This is a genomic window from Candidatus Thermoplasmatota archaeon (genome assembly GCA_035540375.1).
In the GTDB taxonomy this organism is placed as follows: domain Archaea; phylum Thermoplasmatota; class SW-10-69-26; order JACQPN01; family JAJPHT01; genus DATLGO01.
Window position 1 is genome coordinate 20,202 of the sequence record DATLGO010000017.1, and the last position, 20,998, is coordinate 41,199.

At 69.0% G+C, this 20,998-nt stretch carries 24 protein-coding genes; 16 read left to right on the top strand and 8 right to left on the bottom strand.

The features are described from left to right. The first annotated feature begins 49 nt into the window (after nucleotides 1-49). Nucleotides 50-412: a hypothetical protein gene (locus VM889_02010; protein ID HVL47311.1), complete on the top strand. Its 363-nt coding sequence runs from the start codon at nucleotides 50-52 to the stop codon at nucleotides 410-412. Nucleotides 413-415: 3 nt separating this feature from the next. On the opposite strand, the gene VM889_02015 is transcribed toward VM889_02010, so the two are convergent. Together VM889_02015 and VM889_02020 are read right to left on the bottom strand one after the other, a co-directional pair. Beyond that, nucleotides 416-1,243, bottom strand: a complete 828-nt coding sequence (locus VM889_02015) for a fibronectin type III domain-containing protein (protein HVL47312.1) — start codon at nucleotides 1,241-1,243, stop codon at nucleotides 416-418. Nucleotides 1,244-1,328: 85 nt separating this feature from the next. Then, a complete protein-coding gene (locus VM889_02020; protein ID HVL47313.1) occupies nucleotides 1,329-2,207 on the bottom strand; it encodes a hypothetical protein in 879 nt (292 codons plus the stop codon). Between the two features lie 266 nt (nucleotides 2,208-2,473). On the opposite strand from VM889_02020, the gene VM889_02025 reads away from it, so the two are divergent. From VM889_02025 to VM889_02055, 7 genes are read left to right on the top strand one after another with little or no spacing between them, the layout of a single operon-like run. After that, complete coding sequence (locus VM889_02025; protein ID HVL47314.1) at nucleotides 2,474-3,175, top strand: glycosyltransferase family 2 protein; 702 nt, start codon at nucleotides 2,474-2,476, stop codon at nucleotides 3,173-3,175. A 31-nt stretch (nucleotides 3,176-3,206) separates the two neighbouring features. Beyond that, nucleotides 3,207-4,394, top strand: coding sequence for a glycosyltransferase family 4 protein (locus VM889_02030; GenBank protein ID HVL47315.1), 1,188 nt, complete (start codon nucleotides 3,207-3,209; stop codon nucleotides 4,392-4,394). Next, nucleotides 4,391-5,632 (top strand): alkaline phosphatase family protein, encoded by a 1,242-nt coding sequence (locus VM889_02035; GenBank protein HVL47316.1) that lies wholly within the window; start codon nucleotides 4,391-4,393, stop codon nucleotides 5,630-5,632. Before VM889_02030 ends, VM889_02035 begins: the two co-directional genes overlap by 4 nt. Continuing rightward, nucleotides 5,604-6,656, top strand: a complete 1,053-nt coding sequence (locus VM889_02040; protein ID HVL47317.1) for a hypothetical protein — start codon at nucleotides 5,604-5,606, stop codon at nucleotides 6,654-6,656. Before VM889_02035 ends, VM889_02040 begins: the two co-directional genes overlap by 29 nt. Before the next feature lie 26 nt (nucleotides 6,657-6,682). Continuing rightward, nucleotides 6,683-7,513 carry a hypothetical protein gene (locus VM889_02045; protein ID HVL47318.1) on the top strand — a complete coding sequence of 277 codons (831 nt, stop codon included), beginning with the start codon at nucleotides 6,683-6,685 and terminating at the stop codon, nucleotides 7,511-7,513. 17 nt (nucleotides 7,514-7,530) lie between these two features. After that, nucleotides 7,531-8,826, top strand: coding sequence for a hypothetical protein (locus VM889_02050; protein ID HVL47319.1), 1,296 nt, complete (start codon nucleotides 7,531-7,533; stop codon nucleotides 8,824-8,826). Continuing rightward, nucleotides 8,826-9,875, top strand: a complete 1,050-nt coding sequence (locus tag VM889_02055; GenBank protein HVL47320.1) for a polysaccharide pyruvyl transferase family protein — start codon at nucleotides 8,826-8,828, stop codon at nucleotides 9,873-9,875. Before VM889_02050 ends, VM889_02055 begins: the two co-directional genes overlap by 1 nt. A gap of 48 nt (nucleotides 9,876-9,923) precedes the next feature. On the opposite strand, the gene VM889_02060 is transcribed toward VM889_02055, so the two are convergent. From VM889_02060 to VM889_02075, 4 genes are read right to left on the bottom strand one after another with little or no spacing between them, the layout of a single operon-like run. After that, on the bottom strand, nucleotides 9,924-11,597 hold the full coding sequence (locus tag VM889_02060; protein ID HVL47321.1) for a hypothetical protein: 1,674 nt from the start codon (nucleotides 11,595-11,597) through the stop codon (nucleotides 9,924-9,926). Continuing rightward, nucleotides 11,594-12,457 carry a hypothetical protein gene (locus VM889_02065; GenBank protein ID HVL47322.1) on the bottom strand — a complete coding sequence of 288 codons (864 nt, stop codon included), beginning with the start codon at nucleotides 12,455-12,457 and terminating at the stop codon, nucleotides 11,594-11,596. The genes VM889_02060 and VM889_02065 overlap by 4 nt, the downstream gene beginning before the upstream one ends. Further along, a complete protein-coding gene (locus tag VM889_02070) occupies nucleotides 12,458-13,258 on the bottom strand; it encodes an exosortase-associated EpsI family protein (GenBank protein ID HVL47323.1) in 801 nt (266 codons plus the stop codon). Continuing rightward, entirely contained in the window at nucleotides 13,251-14,153 is a 903-nt protein-coding gene (locus VM889_02075; GenBank protein HVL47324.1) for an exosortase/archaeosortase family protein, read from the bottom strand. Before VM889_02075 ends, VM889_02070 begins: the two co-directional genes overlap by 8 nt. A gap of 206 nt (nucleotides 14,154-14,359) precedes the next feature. On the opposite strand from VM889_02075, the gene VM889_02080 reads away from it, so the two are divergent. The 3 genes from VM889_02080 (at nucleotide 14,360) to VM889_02090 (ending at nucleotide 16,290) form a co-directional block, all read left to right on the top strand. Further along, nucleotides 14,360-15,028 carry a hypothetical protein gene (locus VM889_02080; protein ID HVL47325.1) on the top strand — a complete coding sequence of 223 codons (669 nt, stop codon included), beginning with the start codon at nucleotides 14,360-14,362 and terminating at the stop codon, nucleotides 15,026-15,028. A gap of 182 nt (nucleotides 15,029-15,210) precedes the next feature. Then, a complete protein-coding gene (locus VM889_02085) occupies nucleotides 15,211-15,882 on the top strand; it encodes a hypothetical protein (GenBank protein HVL47326.1) in 672 nt (223 codons plus the stop codon). A gap of 117 nt (nucleotides 15,883-15,999) precedes the next feature. Next, entirely contained in the window at nucleotides 16,000-16,290 is a 291-nt protein-coding gene (locus tag VM889_02090) for a hypothetical protein (GenBank protein ID HVL47327.1), read from the top strand. 187 nt (nucleotides 16,291-16,477) lie between these two features. On the opposite strand, the gene VM889_02095 is transcribed toward VM889_02090, so the two are convergent. Next, on the bottom strand, nucleotides 16,478-16,819 hold the full coding sequence (locus tag VM889_02095; GenBank protein ID HVL47328.1) for a hypothetical protein: 342 nt from the start codon (nucleotides 16,817-16,819) through the stop codon (nucleotides 16,478-16,480). A 188-nt stretch (nucleotides 16,820-17,007) separates the two neighbouring features. Here VM889_02095 and VM889_02100 point away from each other — a divergent pair, with 188 nt between their 5' ends. From VM889_02100 to VM889_02110, 3 genes are all read left to right on the top strand, one after another. After that, nucleotides 17,008-17,706 carry a hypothetical protein gene (locus tag VM889_02100; protein HVL47329.1) on the top strand — a complete coding sequence of 233 codons (699 nt, stop codon included), beginning with the start codon at nucleotides 17,008-17,010 and terminating at the stop codon, nucleotides 17,704-17,706. 307 nt (nucleotides 17,707-18,013) lie between these two features. Continuing rightward, a complete protein-coding gene (locus VM889_02105) occupies nucleotides 18,014-18,292 on the top strand; it encodes a winged helix-turn-helix domain-containing protein (GenBank protein ID HVL47330.1) in 279 nt (92 codons plus the stop codon). Nucleotides 18,293-18,305: 13 nt separating this feature from the next. After that, on the top strand, nucleotides 18,306-19,322 hold the full coding sequence (locus tag VM889_02110; GenBank protein ID HVL47331.1) for a CPBP family glutamic-type intramembrane protease: 1,017 nt from the start codon (nucleotides 18,306-18,308) through the stop codon (nucleotides 19,320-19,322). Nucleotide 19,323: 1 nt separating this feature from the next. Here VM889_02110 and VM889_02115 read toward each other — a convergent pair whose 3' ends face one another. Continuing rightward, nucleotides 19,324-19,707 carry a hypothetical protein gene (locus tag VM889_02115; protein HVL47332.1) on the bottom strand — a complete coding sequence of 128 codons (384 nt, stop codon included), beginning with the start codon at nucleotides 19,705-19,707 and terminating at the stop codon, nucleotides 19,324-19,326. Nucleotides 19,708-19,789: 82 nt separating this feature from the next. Here VM889_02115 and VM889_02120 point away from each other — a divergent pair, with 82 nt between their 5' ends. Next, nucleotides 19,790-20,434: a hypothetical protein gene (locus VM889_02120; protein HVL47333.1), complete on the top strand. Its 645-nt coding sequence runs from the start codon at nucleotides 19,790-19,792 to the stop codon at nucleotides 20,432-20,434. A 25-nt stretch (nucleotides 20,435-20,459) separates the two neighbouring features. Then, the gene (locus tag VM889_02125; GenBank protein ID HVL47334.1) at nucleotides 20,460-20,912 is read left to right on the top strand and encodes a PaaI family thioesterase; all 453 of its coding nucleotides are present in this window, start codon (nucleotides 20,460-20,462) and stop codon (nucleotides 20,910-20,912) included. The last annotated feature ends 86 nt before the right edge of the window (nucleotides 20,913-20,998 follow it).

The following is a 20,998-nucleotide window of genomic DNA, read 5'->3' on the forward strand; positions in this document are numbered from 1 at the left end:
CCGAGCGGGAGCGCCGCAAGCTTTTCATTCGCCATGCCGATGAATCGTCATGCCGGGAAGGGCGAAGCGCACCGCGAAGATCTCGAAGAAGGCGAAGACCGCCGGTCGCAAGACCGCGATCGACGACGGCCGCCTCGAGGTCCGCAACGTGAACGTGCCGGGCCGCGTGGTCCGGCTTGACGCCACGAAATTCAAGGCCATCGAGAAGGCGCTCCTGGCTTCGCTCCCCCGGAAGGCGCCAGGCCTCACGCAGGCGGCGATGATGGAAGCGGTGGCCGCTCGCGCGCCCGCGGCGCTCTTTCCGGGGGGAGAGAAGGTCGGCTGGTGGACCAAGTCCGCGCAGCTCGACCTCGAGGCGCGCGGACGCGTGAAGCGTTTACCGACCAAACCCCTGACGTGGGTGCGAAATTGAGCGTCACGGGCGGCGCCGCGCGGCGACACCCACGATCGCGAGCCCCGCGAGCCCGAGCGCGAGCGTCGGGAGCTCGGGCGTCGGGAGCGCGGAGCTTCCGGACGGTTGCGCAACGGAAGGCGACGACAAGGCCCGCGGTCCCTCGAGGCCACCGGTGACGGCCGAGACCGCGTAGTAGTAGCTGGCGCCGGGCGCAAGGCCCCGGTCTTCGTAGCGGAGATCCGCCGTGAACGCGATCAGCATCAGCGCATCCGCGCGAACGCCCCGGTAGACGCGGTATCCCGTCGCCCCCTCGACGGCGTCCCACGTCAGGTCCATCGAGCCCGGTTCGGGGCCAGGCACCGCAAGCAGGTTCTGGGGCGCGCCCGGCGGGGTCGGCAGGACGGTCTCATCGACGAAATCGCCCTCCTCGCCGATCCCGACCGAGGGCGAAGCGCCGCCGGTTTCAAACGCATTCTCGGAGGAGGCCTGCGTTCGCGCTCCGCGCGAGGGCGCAACCGGGGGCGTCGCATCCGACGCGTCGTCGGCGCCGTCGTCGCCCTCCCCGGAAACGCCGTCCGGAGAGGTCGAGCCGACGGGGCCTTTCGGGACGCGCGCGGCGGGAGGCGCGGGCCCTGGGCCGGCCTCGTCGTCGGGTGACGCGGTCCCGACGAAGGTCGCGCCGCCCGCGACGGTGCCGACGAGGGCGTTCCAGGCCTTGAGGGCCCCGGCGACCACGTTTTCGATCAGACGGGCGACCGCGTCCGGATAGGCGATGGCCGCAAGCGAGACGCCGATGAGAAGGAGGGCGACGCCGACCGTCAGGATACGACGGCGGGGCTGGTTCGTCATGGGGATCGCGACCGCGATCCGCAGGCGAGGCCATAAGGAACCGTGGAAGCGGCGCATGGAAGGCCACCCCTCACCGGTCGTGACGTCAGGGGGCCCGGCGGCGGAGCGCGAGCCCGAGCACCGCGAAACCCGCGGCGCCCAGGACGAGCGTCGGGAGCTCGGGCGTCGGGAGGGTTTGCTCGCCCGAGGTCTGCGCGACGCTCGACGTCGTCGCGGAGAGCGGACCCGGAACGCCGCCCGTGAGCGCGGCGACGGCGTAATAATAGGTCGCGCCGGGTGAAAGCCCGGTGTCGGTGAACGTCGACGTGGACGTGGTGTCGAGGAGCGCGAGCGAGGAAGCCGTCACGCCGCGGTAGACCGCATACGTGGTCGCCGCGGCCGGGCTCCATGCGAGATCGATCTCGCCCGGGTTCGACCCGGGCCTCGCGACGAGCCCCGAGACGAGGACGGGCGGAGGCGGCGCGACGAGCGGCGTGGGCGAAGTCGTCGACGACGACGACGACGACGTCGAGGGGCCGAGGGGCTCGTTCGATCCAGCCGGGGAGCTCGGTGGGCTCGACGCGTCATCGGTCGAGGGCTCCTGGGTCGCGTTCCCGCCCTCGCTGTTTCCTCCGGAAGGGACCGGCGAGGACCCGCGGTCGTCGTCCGGTGCGTCATCCGGCGTGGGGCCGCCGACGGAGGGCGCCCCGGCGCCGGTCGAGGTCGGATCGAGCGCGTCCGGAGGGATGCCCGTCGACGGCCCTCCGCCCACGACCGAACCGAGGAGCAGGAGCCCCGAGGCCGAGCTGCCCGCGATGTATTGCACGATCGCGGCGGCGTGGCCGAGCGCGCGCGTGACCGCGCCTGCGACCTCGTTCGGCGCGAGCGCGAAAGCCGTCGCGAGGGCCGAAAGCAGAAGGATGAGCGTCCAGAAGACCGCCGGGAAACGGCGAGGCTTCCGGCGGAGAGACCCTGCTTCATCCATGGACGCGCGGTCCGTGGGCGGGGGGCTGCTTGAGCACGCCGCGCCTCACCTATGGAACTCATCTCTAGAAGCGCCCTCGGAACGGACCCGTCAGCGCATAGAGGTCAGTTACAGACTGTCCTTCACGAGAAGGCGTGCAGAAGGGCCAAGCGTCACTCCATGCACTGCAGCGCTGCCCTGGTTGGCACTCGGGCATTCAGGCTGGTTCCATGACTCCGATCCTTCAAGCTCCCGCGCAGATTCCCGTCTCCACCGAACGGCCGTCCGTGACGGCCGTCCCGGTCCGCGGCACGGTCACCATCCTGATTCCGACGAAGAACGAGGAAGCCGGCATCGGCGAGACGCTCCGCGCGATCCCGCTCGCGGCCCTCGCGCAGCAGAACTGGCTCGTCGACCTCCTCGTCGTCGACGGCTCGAGCCGCGACCGCACGCGCGAGATCGCCGCCAACCTGGGGGCGCGTGTCGTCGTCCGTCGCGGCAACGGCAAGGGCAACGACTTCCGCGCCGCCCTTTCCGCCATCAAGGGCGACATCGTGGTCATGATCGACGCCGACAACACCTATCCGGCGGAGGCGATTCCCGAGTTCGTCGAGGCCGCCGCGAACGGCTCGGACGTCGTCATGGGCACGCGCCTGAAGGGACGCATCGAGGAGGGCGCCATGACCTCCACGAACCGCTTCGGAAACCGCGCCCTCTCGCTCCTCGCCTCGGTCCTCTACGGTCGCCGCTGCACCGATGTCTGCACGGGCATGTGGGCCTTCAAGCGCAGCGCGCTCGATAAGCTCCACCTCAACGCCGAGCGCTTCGAGATCGAGGCGGAGCTCTTCGCGCAGAGCGCGAAGGCCGGCCTCCGCATCAAGGAGATCCCGATCCAGTACCGCCTCCGCAGCGGCAAGAGCGGGCTCAGCGCCTGGAAGGACGGTCCGAAGATCGCGGCGAAGCTCGCCCGGAAGCGGATCGTTCGATAAGTCTTTATCGAAGGTCGGCGAGGACGGGCCGTTGCGGATCTGTTTCATCGCCCCCTTCAATCCCGTCCCCCGCGAGGGGACGACGCAGGGCGGCCACATCGGCGGCGTCGAGCGGTACAGCGACTGCCTCACGCAGGAGCTCGCCGGGCGCGGCCTCGATGTCACCATCCTGTGCACGGGCGAGTCCAACGAGGTCACGCAACGCGGCCGCGTGCGCATCGTGCAGCGGCGCCGCGCGGGCGTCTTCATGCGCACGCCCTTCGGGTTCATCCTCGATGAGGCGATGAAGGACTATGATCTCTACCACGTCCCCGCGACGTATCCTTCGTACTCCGAGCTTCTTCCCCTTCTCGCGAAGCTCCGCGGGAAGCCCTCGGTGCTCGATTACCATTTCGACGTGCCGCCCATGGGCGCCGCCGTGAAGATCCTCGCGCCTCTCTACTACGCCTTCGCGAAGCACGCCTTCGCGACGACGGGCGCGATCATCCTGAAGAACCACGGCTACGAGATGACGTCGCCGGGCCTCCGCACGCTCCCGAGCGACATCTTCCGCGTGATCCCGAACGGGGTCGACACGGATTTCTACGCGCCGGTCGCGAACCCGACGCGCGACTACCTCCTCTTCGTCGGTCGCCTCGTTCCCTTCAAGGGCGTGGCGACCCTCCTCGAGGCGCTCGCGCTCGTCCCGGCCGCGGACCGCCTGCCGCTCAAGGTCGCGGGCTCGGGCCCCGAGCGCGCGAACCTCGAGGCGAAGGCGCGCGCGCTCGGCCTCGACGTCGAGTTCCTCGGATTCGTCACGAACGAGCAGCTGCGCGACCTCTACGCCAACGCGCGCGCGACCGTTCTCCCGAGCATCAGCCACCAGGAGAGCTTCGGCATGACGCTCATCGAGTCGATGGCCTGCGGCACGCCGGTCATCGCGAGCGAGCTGCCGGGAACCACGTACGTCGCGGCCTACGGCGGGAACCTGTTCGCGAGGGCCGACCCCAAGGATCTCGCGCGCGCCCTCGTCGAGACGGCGCGCGGCACCCGCGACGCGCCGCGCGGCCACGCGCTCGCGGCGGCCATCCGCGCGAAGTATTCCTGGGCCGGCGTCGCCGCCCAGATCCACGCGCTGTACCTCGAACTCGACGCCGCCGCGCGCGGCGAGCCGCTTCGCCGCGTTGCCGTCGAAGGACCCGCGCCCCCCGAGACAACGTCCGCGAGGGTCAGGCCGTGAAGCTCCTCGTCATCTTCCTCGACGGGTTCCACCCCGATTACCTCAAGCATCCGCGCGCCAAGGCGCTCGCGGACCTCGCGGCGCGAAGCGCCGTGAGCGAGATGGAGCCCGTGCTGGGGTTCTCGAACGCGAACAAGGTGTCGCTCTTCACGGGCACGGCCCCCGACGTGCACGAGCAATGGAGCTACTTCCAATACGCGCCGGACAAGTCTCCATTCAAGACCGCCGCGACGCAGGCGTTCCGATGGATCGACCACGTTCCGGGCGAGCTCCCGCGCAAAGGGCTCAAGTTCGCGCTGTCGAAGACCTACGTGGCGCGCTACGGCCGCGCGAGGGGTTATCCGAAGCTCAGCTGGGAGAACGTGCCGATCGGGCTCCTCGAGAACTTCGACCACACGGAGCGCGACCTCCTCAAGGGCGTCGGCGTCCCCTCGCTCTTCTCCATCGCGACCGCGCACGGCCACCGCTGTGCTTGGGTCGACGTGCCGTGGTATCCCAAGGACCGCCATCTCGCGAAGCTCGAGCACGCGATCCGCGAGAACGACGTGGTCGTGATGTACAACGCGAACATGGACGCCGCCGGCCACTGGTTCGCCCCCGAAGCGGGCTCCAAGTTCGATGCCTGGCTCGAGCGCACGGACGCGCTTGTCGCCCGCGCGCTCGGATGGGCCCGCGAGCATTGGGGCTCCGCGTTCGAAACGATGCTCGTCTCCGACCACGGCATGGCCTCGACGATGCGCCACGTGAACCTCCCGAAGATCCTCAAATCGATCCCGGGCCACGGCAGGGATTTCATCCCGTTCATCGACTCCACGATGGCGCGCTTCTGGTTCCACACGGACTCCGCCAAGCGCCGCGTCGAGGATGCGATGGCCGCGGTCGGAAACGGTCGTTTCCTCGACGAAAGCGACCGCCGCGCGCTCGGCGTCGACTTCGCGCACCGCGGCTACGGCGACGCCATCTACCTTCTCGAGCCCACCACGGCGTTCTACCCAGCCTACGTCTCGTGGGTGAAACCCCGCGGCATGCACGGCTACGATCCGCGCCACCCGACGCAGACCGCGGCGTTCCTGACGACGGGCCGCACGCCTTCCCCGCGGGTCCGCTCCACGACGCTCCTCAACGACATGCTCCACTCGATCGGCATTCGCGAGCACCCGCCGCCCACGCGCGGCGGGGCGACCGCCCTCACGGGGGAACGCCACGCCCATGCGTGCGCAGCGTGCGGCGGACATTGAGCGCGCGCTCGCGGAGCGCCTCGCCCGCGAGAACGGCGTGGTCTCCGTCGCGCTCATGGGGAGCTTCGCGAAAGGCAATCCCGCCTTCGACGAAAAACGCGGCGTGTTCACGAGCGACCTCGACGCCCTCGTCGTCGTGAAGCCGGCCGCCTACCCGCGCTTCGTGCTCAGGCAGCGGGCGATCGCCGCCTCGCTCGAGGGGGCGCTCCGCCTGTCCGTTTCCGTCGCGCCGCTCACGCCTCGCCTCCTCGCGACGGCGCCCGCGAGCGTCTGGTTCGCGGAAGTCCGCTTCGGAGGTCGCACGATCCACGGTCCCGACCTCCTCGCGACGATCCCGATCGCAAAGCCCTCGGACGTCGCGCCGACCGAGGGCGTCGTCGTGGCGCTGAACTACCTGCAGGAGCTCGCGCGCCTGCGCCTCGACGGCGCGAGCGGCGAGCCGGGTCACGTCGCGAAGGTCGCCCGGGCGCTCCTCGGGGCTTCCGACGCGCTTGCGGCCGCAGGCGGGTTCTACGACGCGGCGCTCGACCGCCGCGTTCAGGGCGTCCTCGCGTCGAAGGACCTCGAAGCGCGCGCGCCGGCCTTCCTCGCCCGCTTCCGCGACGCCTCCGCCCGCGCCTTCGCCGCGCGGCGCGACCCCGCGCCGCTCGAAGCAGTCGCATTCGAAGCCTGGTGGAACGAGGCGCGCGCGACGCTCGTCGACGCGACGCTCCTCGCGGCCGGCGCCGCCGAGCGCGACGCGCCCGACGCGGCGCGCGCGACCCTCGCGCAGGCCCTTCGCGCCGCGGACGGCCCGGGCGCCGCCCTCTCCTTCGCCATCCTCTCGGCCGTGCACGCGAAGCGTCCGTGGCCGCTCCTCGCCGTCGCGACCCGGAGGCCCGCCTCCGTCCGGGCCGCCCTTTTCGACGCGATGCGCGAGGCTCCGGGTCCAGGTTGGGCGGGGGTGGTCCAGCCCATCCTCGCGCGATGGCGCGCGGCGAGCCCGGCGTACACGCCGTTTGCGAGGCGTTTGAAGAACGTTTAAAGAGGGCTTCCACGATGGGACACGCCATGGGACCGGCCGGACGCAAGCCCGCGTCCTATGACCTCGCCTTCGCGGCGTTCGTGGCGGCCGCGGCCGGCATCGGGATCGTCATCACGAACCCGGTTTCGATGGTTGCGGCCGCGGTGTTGCTTGCGTGGGCGACCGGCTTCCTCGTGATTGAGACGGTGTGGCCCGGGCGCGCGGCCCCCGTCCATGGACGCGTCGAGCGCCATGCGCTCGCGGTCGGTTTCTCCCTTGTTGTCCCGCCCCTTGTTGCGGCTGCGCTGCACGTCGCAGGCAGCCTGGACCGGGCTAACTTCACCCTTGCATTCGGTTTGGTCTTCATCGGCCTTTGGGTCTCGGCGGCGCTTAGACGCGCCCGAGGCCCCTCCGAGCAGATTGCGCCGGTCCGGCCGGCGCGCGTGCCGCTTGCTCCCCGCGAGCGCGCCCTGACCATCGTGGTCCTCGTCCTCGGCATCGCCGCCGTCGCGGCCGTCGGAGCCAAAATCGCGGCGACGACGGATCCCGCGCCGCTTGCGCTTCACGTCGTGACGTCGGAGAACCGTATTCCCCTTCACCCCCACAACGTGACGGACGCCGACTCGCGGATCCTCTTCGCCATCGTCGACGGCGGGCCGATCGCAGAAGACGTCGTGGTCGTCGCGCGGATCACCAATGGAACGTGGAGCGAGACCCGCACGCTCGCGCTCGAACCCGGCGCTCGGCGGGTTGCCGAATTCGTTCTCCCCGATCGCGAGCCCGGTCCAGCCTGGATGGAAATCACCGCGACGGGCGCCGCGACGGGCGAAACGAGGGCGCTCCGAATTCTCGTCCGTTACGGGAATGAGGGACCTTGAGCGAATTGCGGACGCGCTTGAAACGCCTTCGGAGCGACCCGGTCCTCCAGAACACGGCGTATTTGGTGGCGAACTCGGCATCCCTCGCGGCCTTCGGCTTCGCATTCTGGATCTTCGCCGCCCGACGCTTCTCGCCCGAGGAAGTGGGCGTTGCAACGGCTCTGATCTCGACGACGCAGCTTGTGACGCTCCTCGCCTCCGCGGGAATGAGCTTCGCCATCCTTCGGCAACTCCCCCGCGCGGATCGAGCCGAACGCGACCGCCTCGTGAACAGCGCGCTTGCGTTCACAGCCCTTTTCGGCCTCGTAGCAGGCGTCCTCGCAGGACTTGCCTCGCGGCTGATGATCCCCGCTCTCGCGGAAAGCCTTGCGACCGCGGGCTTCGTCGCGGCCTTCGCGGGACTCGTCGCGTTCCAAACGCTGAGCGGCGTCGTCGATGCCGTCTTCACGGCCGTCCAACGCTCCAGCCTTGTCTTCTGGAAGAACAATGTGGGCAACGTATTGAAGATCGGACTTGTCGCGCTCCTTCCGGTCTCGCTGGGGGCGACCGGCGTCTTCGCCGCGAACTCAGTCCCCTTTGTCCTCACGGTCGTGGCGAGCCTGCTCGTGGCTTTCGCTTGGATCCTGAAAGGGTATCGTGTGATGACCGCTCCGGCACTGAAGACCGCCGCGGGTCTCATGGGATTTGGCCTCGTCGCCCACGTCGCTCATCTCCTCTTCATGGCGCCGCAGCTCGTGCTCCCGCTCATCGCGCTCGAAGCGCTCGGCGCCGCGGAGACCGCCTACCTCTACACGTCCTGGAAGCTCGCTGGACTCATGTGGGTCGTGACGACGGCGGCCTCGGGGCCCCTCCTTGCCTTCGGATCCGCCAACCCCCTGCTCTATCCCGCCAAGGCGCGGAGGACCCTCGCCGTGTCCGTCGGCCTCACGCTTGGCCTTTCGATCGTCGGCCTTGTCGCGGCTCCCTTCGCGCTCGCCCTCTTCGGCGGAGATTACGCCGCAAAGAGCGCTTCCCTCGTTGCCTACCTCTTGTTCTCGAGCATCCCGCTCGGCATCTTCGCCATCTATCAAGCGAGCCTCCGCGTGTACGCACGTACGACGGAACTCGTCGCCGCGAGCGCCGCCTTTGCGGCGCTCACGTTTGCGGCCTTTCTCTGGGTCACGGTATCGCCCACATTGGAGGGATACGGAATGGGTTGGCTCGCGGCGACAGGGGTCGCGGGTCTCGTCGCGACCTGGCGGCTTTTCGGCCCTGACGCCATCCTCGACGCCGGGATTGCACAGGCTCCGGCGAGTGCAGGGGCGGAGGATTGATGGACATGAAGGCAATCGACGGCGCGGAACGCCTGATGATGCGAATGAGCGAGCGCCTGCCTGCGAACGAACACCGCATCCTGGTCCTCGGATCATTTGGCTTCGGCAATCTGGGCGATGAAGCCATTCTCAGCATGCTGCTCGATGACCTCGCGGGTCGGGACCTCACGGTCGTATCGCGCGACCCCGACGCGACGCGCGCCATGCACGGCGTCCGTGCCGTGCAGGCGGTTTCTCCTGCCTCCGGTTGGGCTGCGTGGCGAGCCGATGCCCTCGTCCTGGGAGGCGGCGGCGTCTTCAGCGGGCTCGGCGGGAAGCTTACGAAGGGTCTCGCCTACTATATGCGGGGCTTCCAAGCGATCGGGAAAGCCATTCATTTCCACGCCCTTGGCATCTACCCGGACACGGATCCCGCGACGCTCCGCATCCTTCTCCCCGTTCTTCGAAAGGCCCGTACGCTTTCGGTCCGCGACGAGACCTCGCACACTTTCCTCGAGAGCCTCGGCATCCCCTCGACTCAGATTCCCGATCCCGTGACGGCGCTCGAGCCCCTCGGGCGCGAGGCAGCCGTCAAGGCGCTCGAGGCTGAAGGCATCGACGCGGGCCGACCATGGATCGGCGTTTCGCCGCGCCGCGTCCGCAAGAACCAGGAGCACCTCGAACGCGAGCTTCTCGGCGCGCTCCGGGCGCTCCAGGCTCGCGGACACCCGATCCTCTTCCTTCCAACGGCCCATTTCCCATATGGGACCTACACGAACGATCTGCATTTTTCCCGAGAACTCGCCGCGAAGCTCGACCCGCAGCTGACGGGTGTCGTCGCGGGTCTGCATCACCCGAAGCTCGCCGCGGCGCTGTTCCGGATACCCCGCGTGCACGTTCCCATGCGGCTCCATGCGATGATCTTCGCCTCGCGCGTGGGACGTCCGTCGACGGCGATCGCCTATGCGGACAAGGTCGCCGACGTCGCGGACGAGCTGGGGATCGGCCACGTTTCGATCCCTGAGCTCAATGCCGACGACCTTGTGCGTCGCGTCGAAGGTCTCCTTTGAAGTCGCCGCCTATATAGGGTGACGTCCCGCGGAATTCGTGCGACCGCTTCACCGGATGAAGGGGACGCCGACGCCGCGACCGACCGGCTTGGCCCGACAGACGATGGCGCCTCCATTGTCGAACACGACGCTCGCATCGTCGCAGACCAGACCCGTGATCGTGGAAGGGGCGGCTCCCTCGAGCGCGGCATATGTCACCGCCTGCGCGGTCACGAGCCGCAAGCTGTAGAATTGCGCCTGATCGGGCGCGAGGGCTCGGCCGCCGCCTTGGAGAAGGCCCTTGGCGTCGAGCGGCGCGTTTGCCGCCGTGAAGTGGATGCCGAGCGAAGAACGATAGGCGACCTCGTCCTGGGCGTAGATGTATTCGAAGGCCTGGACCTCAGCGCCTGTCGGCCGATCATAGCTCTCGACGTAGCCGTTGCGGAGAGAGCCTGCGATGCCTGCAAGCACGAGGAGGAAGATTGCGGCGACTTTCCACGTCCGGCGCCAGTCCAGCGCGGCGTAGGACCAGCCCACGACGGCGGCGAGGGGAACGAAAAGAACGAGGATGGGACGGCTGAAGAATTTTCCACCCGCCGTGCCGACGAGGAGGGGACCCATGAAGACGCCCCACAAAATAGCGAAACGACCAAGGTCCGATTTCCAGGCCCGCAGGACGAATGGCGCAAGGGCAAGGGCAAGGAGCGCGAGGAATGTCACGTTTGCAAGGAGGACCCATTCCGTCCCTTCGAGAAGCCTCGTGACGCCCGTCACTTCCTTGTCCTTCTCGAGCGCGTCCACGACGATGCCCCGCGCGTGGTTGAAGATCCAATCCGATCGATACGTGATCCAAGCGATCCACATCGCGAGGACGGTCCCTCCGATCTGCAAAGGGAACGCCTTCAACGCGTTCTTGACGCCGCCGACGATCGCCCCCGATTCCATGCCGAGGACGGCGAGCAGGGCCGGGAGCACGAGCAGCGGGGAAAGGGGATGCGAGACCGTGAGCGCGGCGGCCGCGGCGAAGAACGCGACGGCAAATATGGTGCCGTCGCGGCGTCGCATCGCGAGATAGACCAGGAGCATGCCCATCGCCAGCCCATAGGATTCGGGCGCGAGGTTCGTCCGCATCCACACGAGGGGCGCAACGGCGAGGAGAACGATGAGCGAGATGCCCGTCGCGACCCCGATGACGGGAGAGGACGAGCGCGTCCGCCGCATCGCCTCGCGCAGAACCAGATAACCGAGGGCCGCGTAGGCCGCGACGCTTGCGAGCGGATATAGACGGATGAAGATCCACGGCGCAAGTCCGCTGAGGTAGTGGGCGAAGCCGACGAACGTCCAGAATCCCGGATAGGCGTCTCGGTACATGCCCGACGGGGTTCCCGCGAGCGTTTGGATCGCGATGAGAAGGTTCCGATTCGTGTCGTGCAGATGTCCATACGGGAGAAGAAGCACGACCGGGATGACGGTAAGGAAGCCGGCGGTCATGGCTGCGAGAACGCGCGTGCGAGGCCGCGTCGCGACGAACGCCGCGACGAGCGCGTTTGCATACGCCGCGAAATACGCCGGCGGCATCTGAAACCAGAGGGGCACGCCCGGTTCGTAACGCGGTACGGACGAGGTGACGGCGGTCACCACCGTGAGCAGCAGCGCGATGCCGAGGAGACCGAGCCCGATTTCCTCGCGCGAGACACGAAACGACGTTGCGGCATCCGAACGCAGGTCCGTGGAGAGGCTCACGAGGAAGCCTCCACGGATCGCGCGGCAAAGATGTGGCCGTCGCGGCCCAAGACACGGACGACAAGCTCGCTCGGGTCGAGCCCGCGACCTGCCACGAGCTCGAGAATCCAGGCCTCGCCGGGCGCGAGGCGGTCAGGATTGTGACGGACCGCGAGGCGTTCATTTCCCGCGATGGCTTCGACCGTAAGGGACGCGATGGTGGCGGTGGCCCCGATTTCGTGACGCACCACGACGGCGATGCGGCCGGATGCGGCGTCGTAAGAGGCCCTGTCGATCCCCACGAGCGCATTCACGCGCCCCGGCGCCGGCGCGACCGCCCCCGCGGCGGCGGCGAGCGGCAGCACGGCGACGAGCGCGAGCGCAAGAACGAGGCCGCGCCGCGCCGCGAGCGCGCGGTGGCCGAGGGCGAGGATCGCGAGCAGAAAGAGGGCGAGGACGCCGACGAGGACCGGGAGGGTCCGCGCGAAGGCGAGGTGGTCGGCCGGCACGGTGTATTTCCGAGCGTCGAAGGGATAGAAAAGGGCCGCGCTCGCCGTCGCGCCGCCCGGGGGGACGGGGAGGAGGTCGAGCACGACGTGGCCGAGGAACACGACCGGAAGGGCCGCGAGGAAGCGGACGGCGGCGGGCGACGCCCCCCGGGCGCGCGCGACGAGGTAGGCCGCGGTCGGCAGGACGGCGAGAACGAGGAGATTTGTCGTGGTGCCGCGCGCGACGAGTCCCGGGATCGGGAGATGGTCGAGGTCGGGCGCGAGGCCGGCGCCGATCGCGAGAACGAGCCAGCGGCCGCGCAGTCCCATCGCCCAGGCGAGCGCGAGGCTCGCGACGGCATGGACCCAGACCTCGCTCGTCGGCTCACCCACCTAAGCGGATCCGGCGATCTTCGAGGCGAGATACTCGGCGACGGTGGCGCTGCCCTGGCGCTCGCTGAAGACGAAGAGGCGGGGCACGACCTCGCCCATGAGGTCCATCATGATGCCGCGATGCGCGGAGTAGTCGCCCTCGGCGGGCACGAACATGCTGACGCGGATCCACGCGATGCGGTCCGTCACGTCGCGCTTCTCCTCTTTCATGTAGAAGTAGAGGTTCAGTTCGCGCTGCGTGGCGCCGTCCTTCGTGGTGCGCTCGACGACGAGCTCCTTCGCTTCGATCGCGCCCTTGAACACCCGCCCCTCGCGCTCCGAGAGCCACCCGCTCTCGGCCCAGCTCGAATCCTTGACGGGAACCGTGACGGTGGTGGTGAGCTCGTCGCGGATCGTGAAGCCCTGCGCCTTGTAGCAGACGGGCGCGGGGTGGAAGCTCGACACGTTCGTGGACTGGATGATGAGCAGGCTCACCGGCACGTAGACCCCGGGCGCGCGGTAGTCGCGGCTGAGGAGAAGGTCGGTCGAGAGCAGCTCCTGCAGGAAGTTCCAGTCGTATTCGTACGACATGTTCCAGCGGCCAAGCGACGTCGGGAAGTCGCGCAGGCTCTCGGGGTCGCCGATCGGGTGCTTCGTGTCGACGAATTGCCGCTTCTCGCGTTGGCCAGACTTCAGCTCCGTGTCGATGAACGTGACGCCGCCCGTCTGGAAGGCGTCGACGGGGGACGCGAGGACGACGGCGAAGACGGTGGCGCCGAGCACCACGTAGAGCGGGCGGTAGTTCGGTTTCGTCTCAGCCATTCCGGTACACCTTCGCTTCGATCTTGATGAGGAGCGCGCGCAGGGCGAGGACGCCCGCGAACGCGACGAGGAAGAGGAAGAGGCTCGAGAGCCCGTGGAGGAAGGACTGGCTGACCTCGGGACCCCAGACGACGCCCACCCAGATGCTCGTCGCGACCCGCAGCACGTTCGCGGCGAGCGCGATGGGGACCGCGGCGAGGATGAGGAGGCCGCGCGAGACGTTCCTGAGCGGCGAGACGCCCGCGACGAACGTGCCGAGCGTGAGGATGCTGATGAGGCTCGAGAGGCCGCTGCAGAGCGGGATGACCTCGAAGCGCAGGTCGCCGGCCTGGATGATGAAGTTGTCCTGCACGAACGAGATGCCCGTCACCGCGAGCACCTTCGTCGTGCCCCAGACCGCGAGCTTCTGGAGCTCGACGCCGATCTCGAGCAGGCCGGGGAGCGGGACTGCGAGCAGGAGGAAGAGCGCGGGTCCCGCAAGCGGAAGGGCGCTCTTCGGGCCGATCACGTAGACCGCGACGCCCCAGAGCGCGGCGATGAGGGAAAGCGAGTAGACGAAGGGATCGGCGAGGGTTGCTGCGGTCGCGTAGAGGAGGATCGCGGGCGCAAGGAAGAGCACGGCCCGGGTCGCGCCCGCGCCCTGGCCTGCGCCGAACCGCGCGCGGACGCGCCACGCAAGGAACGTCGCGAGGAGGGGGACGAGGATGCCATGACCGTAGTATTCGTCGTTCATCCACGCGTTGGCGAGCCAGCCGAGGGTGGGCTCGTACAGGAAATAGAGTCCCAGCGCGATCACGAGGAGCGGGATCGCGTGTGACTTGAGCGCCCGCGCCGCCGCGAGGGCCTCGCGGACGAGGCGCGCCTCGAGTCGGGTGGACGACTGGCCCGGGTGCATCGGGGCGGACGTACCTTGAGGACATTAAAAGCGATATGGAAGAGGCCTCCACATGGCCCCTGAACGGGTTTTGTCGAAACCCCGCCCGGACGCACCCGAAATGGAGGTGACTTCTAGCTCAGTCGTCGAGAGCCGGCGTTCCGAAACGCTTTGCCGCCGGTTACATGCTTACCCCCCACGGGCCTCAGGGCTCAGGTTGGCAGTCCATGAACAAGGGACACGTCGTCAAGGCCGCGATGGTCGCGCTCGCGGTTCTCGTTGGCTCATCGGGCACGGCTCAGGCCGCGTCCCAGACCTGGTATCTCGATTTCAACGGAACCGTCTCGTCCGAGGCCATCCGCGGCTCCCCGCCGGAGCAGTGGCAGACCTCGATCGCCGATGGCGGCCTCTACTACTGGTTCGAGCCGAACGCGAACACGGCCAACGTGAACCTGGCGGACGATCTCTGGACCTACTCGCTGCGCCTCGTCACGCATGCGACGGGCTCGTTCAAGCTCCACGTCGGCAAGGGTGCCGTCGCGAACGGCGAGGCCGTCCCGGCGTCCTTCCAGTCGTTCCATGAAGTGACCGTCGCCACGTTCGGAACCGCGACGCTCTACACGGGCTCGCTCGTCCACAACGCCTCGGCCGGCGACTTCTGGATCCACCAGGGCGAGCACCTCATGTTCGCCCTCGAGAATGTCCCGGACGGGGACCAGGGCTCGAAGCAGGCGAACCAACGCCGCACGGTGATCGTCCAGACGGGCGACGAGGCCTCCTGGTTCGCCTCGCCCGCGAGCGACCCCGGCATCCCCACGCCGGAGCTCCCCACGGTGCTCCTCATGGCGGCCGGCGTCGGCCTCTTCGCCTTCGTAGCGCTGCGCCGCAAGGCGTGAACGCTCCCCGGGAGGGCCGGCCCGCCCTCCCGCACCCTTCTCTCTTTTGTTCCGCGCCGCCCGTGACCGAGGTCGGATCGAGGTCTCCTCCATGTCTTCGATCAAGACGCCGCTTTCCAACATGGCTTCCCCTGGAGCACGTTCGTCGGCTCGGGCATCCCGCCCAGGTTGGCTTTGACTCCATGAGCAAGGGGCACGTCCTCACAGCCGCCTTCGTCGCGCTCGCGGTCCTCCTCGGATCGTCCGGCACGGCGCAGGCCGCGTCCCAGAGCTGGTATCTCGACTTCAACGGCACGATCTCGTCCGTCGCCCCCAAGGGCTCCCCGCCCGACGAGTGGCAGGTCGCCGTTGCCGACGGCGGCAAGTACTACTGGTACGAGAAATTCGCGAACACGGCCGACGTGAACCTCGGGAGCGACGTGTGGACCTTCTCGATCCAGCTCACGACGCACTTCACCGGCAAGTTCAACCTCTTCGTCGGCAAGGGTCAGCTCGTCGGCGATGAGGCCGATCCGTCCTCGTTCCAGGCCTTCCACGGCGTCACGATCTTCGCCGGCGGCACCAACACGCTCTACACGGGCAGCCTCCTGCACATGCCCATCACGGGCGACTTCGTGATCAACGAAGGCGAGCACCTCATGTTCATGCTCGACAACATCCCCGACGCGGACCAGGGCTCGAAGAACGCGAACCAGCGCCGCACGGTCATCGTCCAGACCGGCTCGCCCGACTCGTACTTCGCCTCGCCCGCGAGCGACCCCGGCATCCCCACGCCGGAGCTCCCCACGGTGCTCCTCATGGCGGCCGGCGTCGGCCTCTTCGGGTTCGTCGCCCTCCGCCGCCGCGCGGCGTAGATCGCACCCACGACGGGAGGGCGAGCCGCCCTCCCGCCCTCCTTCCTTTTCAGATCCTTCCACGTGAAGGCTTTCTCCTCAACCTTTATCTTGCGCAGCGTCTCCTCGGGTTCGAACATGACGCCGATCGCGCTTGCTTTCTCGAGCTTCGCGAATCCCGTCACCGCGGAGGTCGCGTCGAGCGCTCCCGGCGTCGCGACGCTCTACGGCGCGACGGCGGCCCTCCTCCTCGTGGTCGGTCTCGTCCTGCGCGAAGTCCTCGTCGTCTACGCCGCGGGGCAGCGCGAGCGCGGGACGCTCAAGGCCGAAGCCGCGGACCACGTCTCGACGGCGGCGCACATCGCGCTCGTGCCGCTCGCCGCCGTGTTCCTCGTGGCCTTCGCCCTCCAGGTGCTCGAAACCCTGTAAAGGCCCAAGCCCGACTCCGATCGCGACGCGACGGCCGGCGCTCGACCGGGGTACCCGGCGCGGGCATCGCATCCCCCGTCCCGCGAAGGCGCGGTCTTGCGCAAGCCTGAGCGACGCGGCCGCTCCGCTCGCCTGGAAAAAGATGAAAACAGGAGGCGCCCGCGCCGGGCGCCTGGATTCTCCCGGTCTAGGGGAGGTAATAGCCGAGGAACGTCTGGTCCGCGACCCACCGGTGCGTGATGGGTTGACCGTGGGCGTCGAACTGGACGATGCCGTTGATCGTGACGAGGCAGACGCCATCCGTCTGCTGGAGGCCGGCCCACGTGTTCGTCTCGACCCGGATGTCCGCGTCCGCGCGGATGTAGTACCGCTCCGTCGCGACGAGGATTTCGCCCTCGCGGATCGTCACGGGCGCGATCTCGAGGAGCGCGGTGTCCTGGGGCGGGCAGTCGTCGTCGTGGCCATCGTGCGCGGTCGCGAGCGTCGGCACGGTGAGTGCCACGAGCGCGAGCGCGATGAATCGGTGCATGTCCAGCTCCTCCAAGGGGAACGGCGCGGCGTTCCGTCCTCGCCGACTTCTCGCGTGACGCCATAGCCTTTATCCTCAAGGCCTATCGATCCGCTCGATCGAGGTCGCCTCCAGAGCTGTCCTAGATAGGCCTGGGCGCGAAGCCAATGCCGCATACGCTTTCCTAGTGCGCGCGGGTTCCGAAGCTGGTGACGACAGTGAACAGGATCGCGCTCGCGCTCGTGACGGTGCTCATTCTCGCGCTTCCGACCGCGGCGGCGACGTACCAATCTCCCCCCAACAGCGTCGAGCGGTGGACGCTTGCGGGATCCGGCACCTCGCCCACGGCCCCGTTCACCATGTTCCGCGTCATCCCGCAGGCCGCGCCCCCCTCCGGCGGCGTCGTGACGCTCGCTCCGAACGAGATCGCCTACTGGACTTCCAACGAGTCCGCCCTCGCCAACTTCGAGATGGGCGGCGGCGGCCGCACCTTCACGGTGCGCCTCCAGATCCGCGCCGGTTCGAACCTCGAGGTCGCCGTGGGCGTCTTCAACGCCACGTTCACGCCCTGCGGCGCGCCCCAGCAGATCAACGTCGGCGCGGCCGGCACCCTCCCGCCGCTTGAGATCGTCGACCAGACGCGCGCGGAGATCTTCACCGCCTCGTTCCAGCCGGCCTCCTGCCCCGTGAAGAAGGGCGAGACCTTCGCGATCGCGGTGAAGGCCCTCGGAACGCCGGCCCGCATCGGCACGGAGGACGCCCAGCGCATCAACGGCGCGCCCGTTCCGCGCAGCTCCGTCTCCTACGCCTTCACGCCGCCCGCATGGCCGACGCCTGAGCTCCCGACCGTCGCGCTCTCGATCGTCGGTCTCGGGATGGCGGCCTTCGCCGTCTCGCGCCGCCGCTGAGCCGCCGGTCAAACGACCGGCTCGGACGTTCCGGCAGGCCCGATCGCCCTCCCCCGGGCGGACCCCGGGGGTCCGATCGCCCGCGGACGGCCGCGGGGCGGACGTGTCAAGCCTCGATGTGTTCACTCACTGCCGGTTCTCAGGAGGAGTTAAGAGGAGATCACGCATAGAGGCGTCCTGCAGTCCCGGTTGGCAGAGGCTGGGATGACGAGCCCTTTCAGGGGGGAGCGTCGTCCATATTGCAAGACCGATGCGACGCGAGCCCCCGCTCCGTCGCGCGTCACGGGAGGCGAGGCTGGTTGGCACATTGGCATCCGAGAAGCGAAGCCGCATCGAGATCATCCAGGAAATCATGAGCCTGGTGGCGCAGGGCCACCGCAAGACGAGGATCATGTACGGCGCGAATTTGAGCTATGACATGCTCGTCAAGTATCTCGACCTTCTCGTCGAGAAGGGATTCATCACGGTCGACGACAAGGGCCGCTACGCGGTGACGCCGACGGGCAGCGAGTTCGCGCGCGACCTCGACCGCGTCACGCGGCACTTCCGCGTCGACGAGACCCCCGCGCCCGCGATGCGCCTTTGAGAGGCCAACGAACGTGGCGGAGGGACTGACGGACGTCGTCTGCGCCGCCTGCGGCGCGCGCACCTCGGTCCCCCTCGAAGGCGCCGGTCGGTTCGTCGTGAAATGCCGCGCCTGCGGAAAGCGCGGCGTCGTCGACGTCGCGCCGGAGGCGCGCACGCGCGGCAGGCCCGCGGAGCTCAAGCGCGTTGCGCGTTTCACGGCGTCCCCGGTGTTCGAGCGCATCTACCACCGGCTCGAGGACGTGTCGTCGCACGTTCCCGCGAACCGGTGGGAGATCGTCGGCGTCTACTTCGGCGTGACCGCGCTCGCCGAAGCGGCCGTGTACGTCAATCCCTATTACGGATTCCTCCTCCACGCCGTCGTCCTCTTCGGCCTCCTCATCCACGCGGGCGCCCTCTGGAACCGCAGCGAACCGTTGAGCCGGCTCGCGGTCGCGATCTCGGTCCTGCCCGTGATCCGGCTCGTGAGCCTCGCGATCCCGCTGTCGCAGTTCTCGTTCCTCCAATGGTTCCTCATCCTCGGCGTCGTCGTCTCGCTCGCGACGATCACCGCCCTCGGCGTTCTCGGCGAATCCGCCCGAGCGATGGGGCTTCGCGCGAGCGAGCCCCGCCACCGCGCGCTCGAGATCGGCGTCGTCGCGCTCGGCGTTCCGCTCGGCCTCATCGAGTACCACATCCTCGCGCCGAGCGCGCTCGTGCCGAACGCGAGTCTGCCCGCCCTCGTCGGACCCGCCCTCATGATGATCGTGTTCGGCGGCGTCCTCGAGGAGCTCATTTACCGCGGCCTGCTCCTCAGGACGCTCCTCGGACCCTTCGGAACCGCGGGCGCGGTCGCGATTCCCGCGCTCGCGAACGCCATCCTCGCGATCGCCTACGGCTCGGCCGCGATGGTCTTCGTCGTCCTCGTCGCGGGCCTCGCCTTCGGCCTCGTCGCCCGGCGCACCGGAAGCGTCGTCGGCGTGGGCCTCTCGCACGGCGTCGCGAACACGCTGCTGTTCGTCGTCCTTCCGGTCACCGGGATGCCGTTCTGACTCACGGCCGCTCGTAGGTGACGCGGTACCCCACGAGGATGCCGCGCTCGAGGACGGGCTCTTCGGAAACGATGCGCGCGTCCGGGTTCTCGCGCTTCCATGCGGCAAGCGCCTCCGCGGGCGCCGCCGCGTCGAACGCCTTCTTCGCGTCGAACGCGGCGGGGTCGAAGCCGACGTAAACGGCGCCGCGGCCGTCCTTCCCGTCGTCGAGCGTCGAGGCCGCGACGGTGTTCGCGCGTTCGTCGTGCCCCTGCGAGGCGAGCGCGAAGCCAACGCCGACGAGCGCAACGAGGAGGACGGCGTCCGTGAAGCGGACGCTCCAGGCGGGGGCCTCCGGGCTGTTGATGAACTTGTACGTCCGCACAAGATCCGAGATGCTGCGCACGCGACGGCTCTGTCGCGGGCCCCTCATGAAGCTTCGGCCGGAAACGGCGGACCTTAAGGCGCGAAGGCGCGCTCCCCAAGCCGTGGCGGCCAAGCCGGACCTCGACGCGTTCACCCCGCGCGAACGCGCGCTCGTGGAGCGGCTCGCGACGCCGAGGGCCGTGCAGCGATGGCTTGAAACGGTCCCGTACAACAAGGAGAAGGAGGGCCCGACGTGCCGCTCCTTCCGCGGCGTCGTTCGCGCGGGGACCGCGCACTGCCTCGAAGCGGCCGTGAGCGCGGCCGTCATCCTCGAGCAGCGCGGTTTCCCGCCGACGCTCCTTTCCATCGACTCGCGCGACGGACTCGGCCACGCCGTGCTGCTTTTCGAGGATCGCGGACGCTGGGGGGCGGTGTCGCGATCGCGCTATCCCGGCCTCCACGGCCGGCGTCCCGTCTTCCGATCCGTGCGCGACCTCGCGTGGAGCTACTTCGACCCGTTCGTGGACTACACGGGCGAGATCACGGGCTACGCGGTCGTCGACCTCGCCGAGGCGGTGCGCGGCGACTGGCGGCTTGCCAAGCGCCACGTCTGGCGCGTCGAGCGCGCGCTCGTCGAGGCGCCGCACACGAGGCTTCGCGCCTCGCGCGCCCGCGTGCGACGGCTGCGGTCGTGGTACAAGGCCTGGAAGGCCGAGAACCCCGACGACGAGCCGCCGTTCTACCCCGGCCACGAGCGATGGCTTTGAGACGCGGCCCGCGCATCGGGGGCGCGTGACCGACGCGGACGTCATCGCGACGCTCGACGACCTCATCCGCATCCCGCCCTTCCACGCGTACCTCGGGGTCGAGGTCGTCCGGGCGGCTCCCGGCCTCGCGGTGCTGAGGATCCCGCCGAAGGAGGAGTTCGTGGGCAACCCGCTTGTGCCCGCGGTCCACGGCGGCATCATCGCGGCGCTCGTCGACCTCGCGGGCGGCGCCGCGCTCTTCATCGAGACGCAGATCCCGACCCCGACGATCGACATGCGCGTCGACTACCTGCGGCCCGCGATCGCCGGGCGACCGCTCATCGCGGAGGCGCGCGTCGCGTCGTCCGGCAAGCACGTCGCGTTTGTGGACGTCGACGTGAAGGACGACCAGGACCGCCTCGTCGCGCGGGGCCGCTGCGTGTACAGCGTGAAGGATCGCGCCTCGCCCCCGCCGGGCCGCGCGTACCCGATCGGGTGATCCGCCGAGCGCGAGGAACCTGGTGGCGGAGCCCACCTTGACAGCCTCCCGTCACCCGGACGCGACCCGGGAGGGATCAACGGTTT

Coding starts and splice junctions, on each gene's coding strand:
- VM889_02010 (HVL47311.1), top strand. CDS start 50: ATGCCGGGAAGGGCGAAGCGCACCGCGAAGATCTCGAAGAAGGCGAAG.
- VM889_02015 (HVL47312.1), bottom strand. CDS start 1,243: ATGACGAACCAGCCCCGCCGTCGTATCCTGACGGTCGGCGTCGCCCTC.
- VM889_02020 (HVL47313.1), bottom strand. CDS start 2,207: ATGGATGAAGCAGGGTCTCTCCGCCGGAAGCCTCGCCGTTTCCCGGCG.
- VM889_02040 (HVL47317.1), top strand. CDS start 5,604: ATGCGTGCGCAGCGTGCGGCGGACATTGAGCGCGCGCTCGCGGAGCGC.
- VM889_02045 (HVL47318.1), top strand. CDS start 6,683: ATGGGACCGGCCGGACGCAAGCCCGCGTCCTATGACCTCGCCTTCGCG.
- VM889_02055 (HVL47320.1), top strand. CDS start 8,826: ATGGACATGAAGGCAATCGACGGCGCGGAACGCCTGATGATGCGAATG.
- VM889_02070 (HVL47323.1), bottom strand. CDS start 13,258: ATGGCTGAGACGAAACCGAACTACCGCCCGCTCTACGTGGTGCTCGGC.
- VM889_02075 (HVL47324.1), bottom strand. CDS start 14,153: ATGCACCCGGGCCAGTCGTCCACCCGACTCGAGGCGCGCCTCGTCCGC.
- VM889_02080 (HVL47325.1), top strand. CDS start 14,360: ATGAACAAGGGACACGTCGTCAAGGCCGCGATGGTCGCGCTCGCGGTT.
- VM889_02085 (HVL47326.1), top strand. CDS start 15,211: ATGAGCAAGGGGCACGTCCTCACAGCCGCCTTCGTCGCGCTCGCGGTC.
- VM889_02090 (HVL47327.1), top strand. CDS start 16,000: ATGACGCCGATCGCGCTTGCTTTCTCGAGCTTCGCGAATCCCGTCACC.
- VM889_02095 (HVL47328.1), bottom strand. CDS start 16,819: ATGCACCGATTCATCGCGCTCGCGCTCGTGGCACTCACCGTGCCGACG.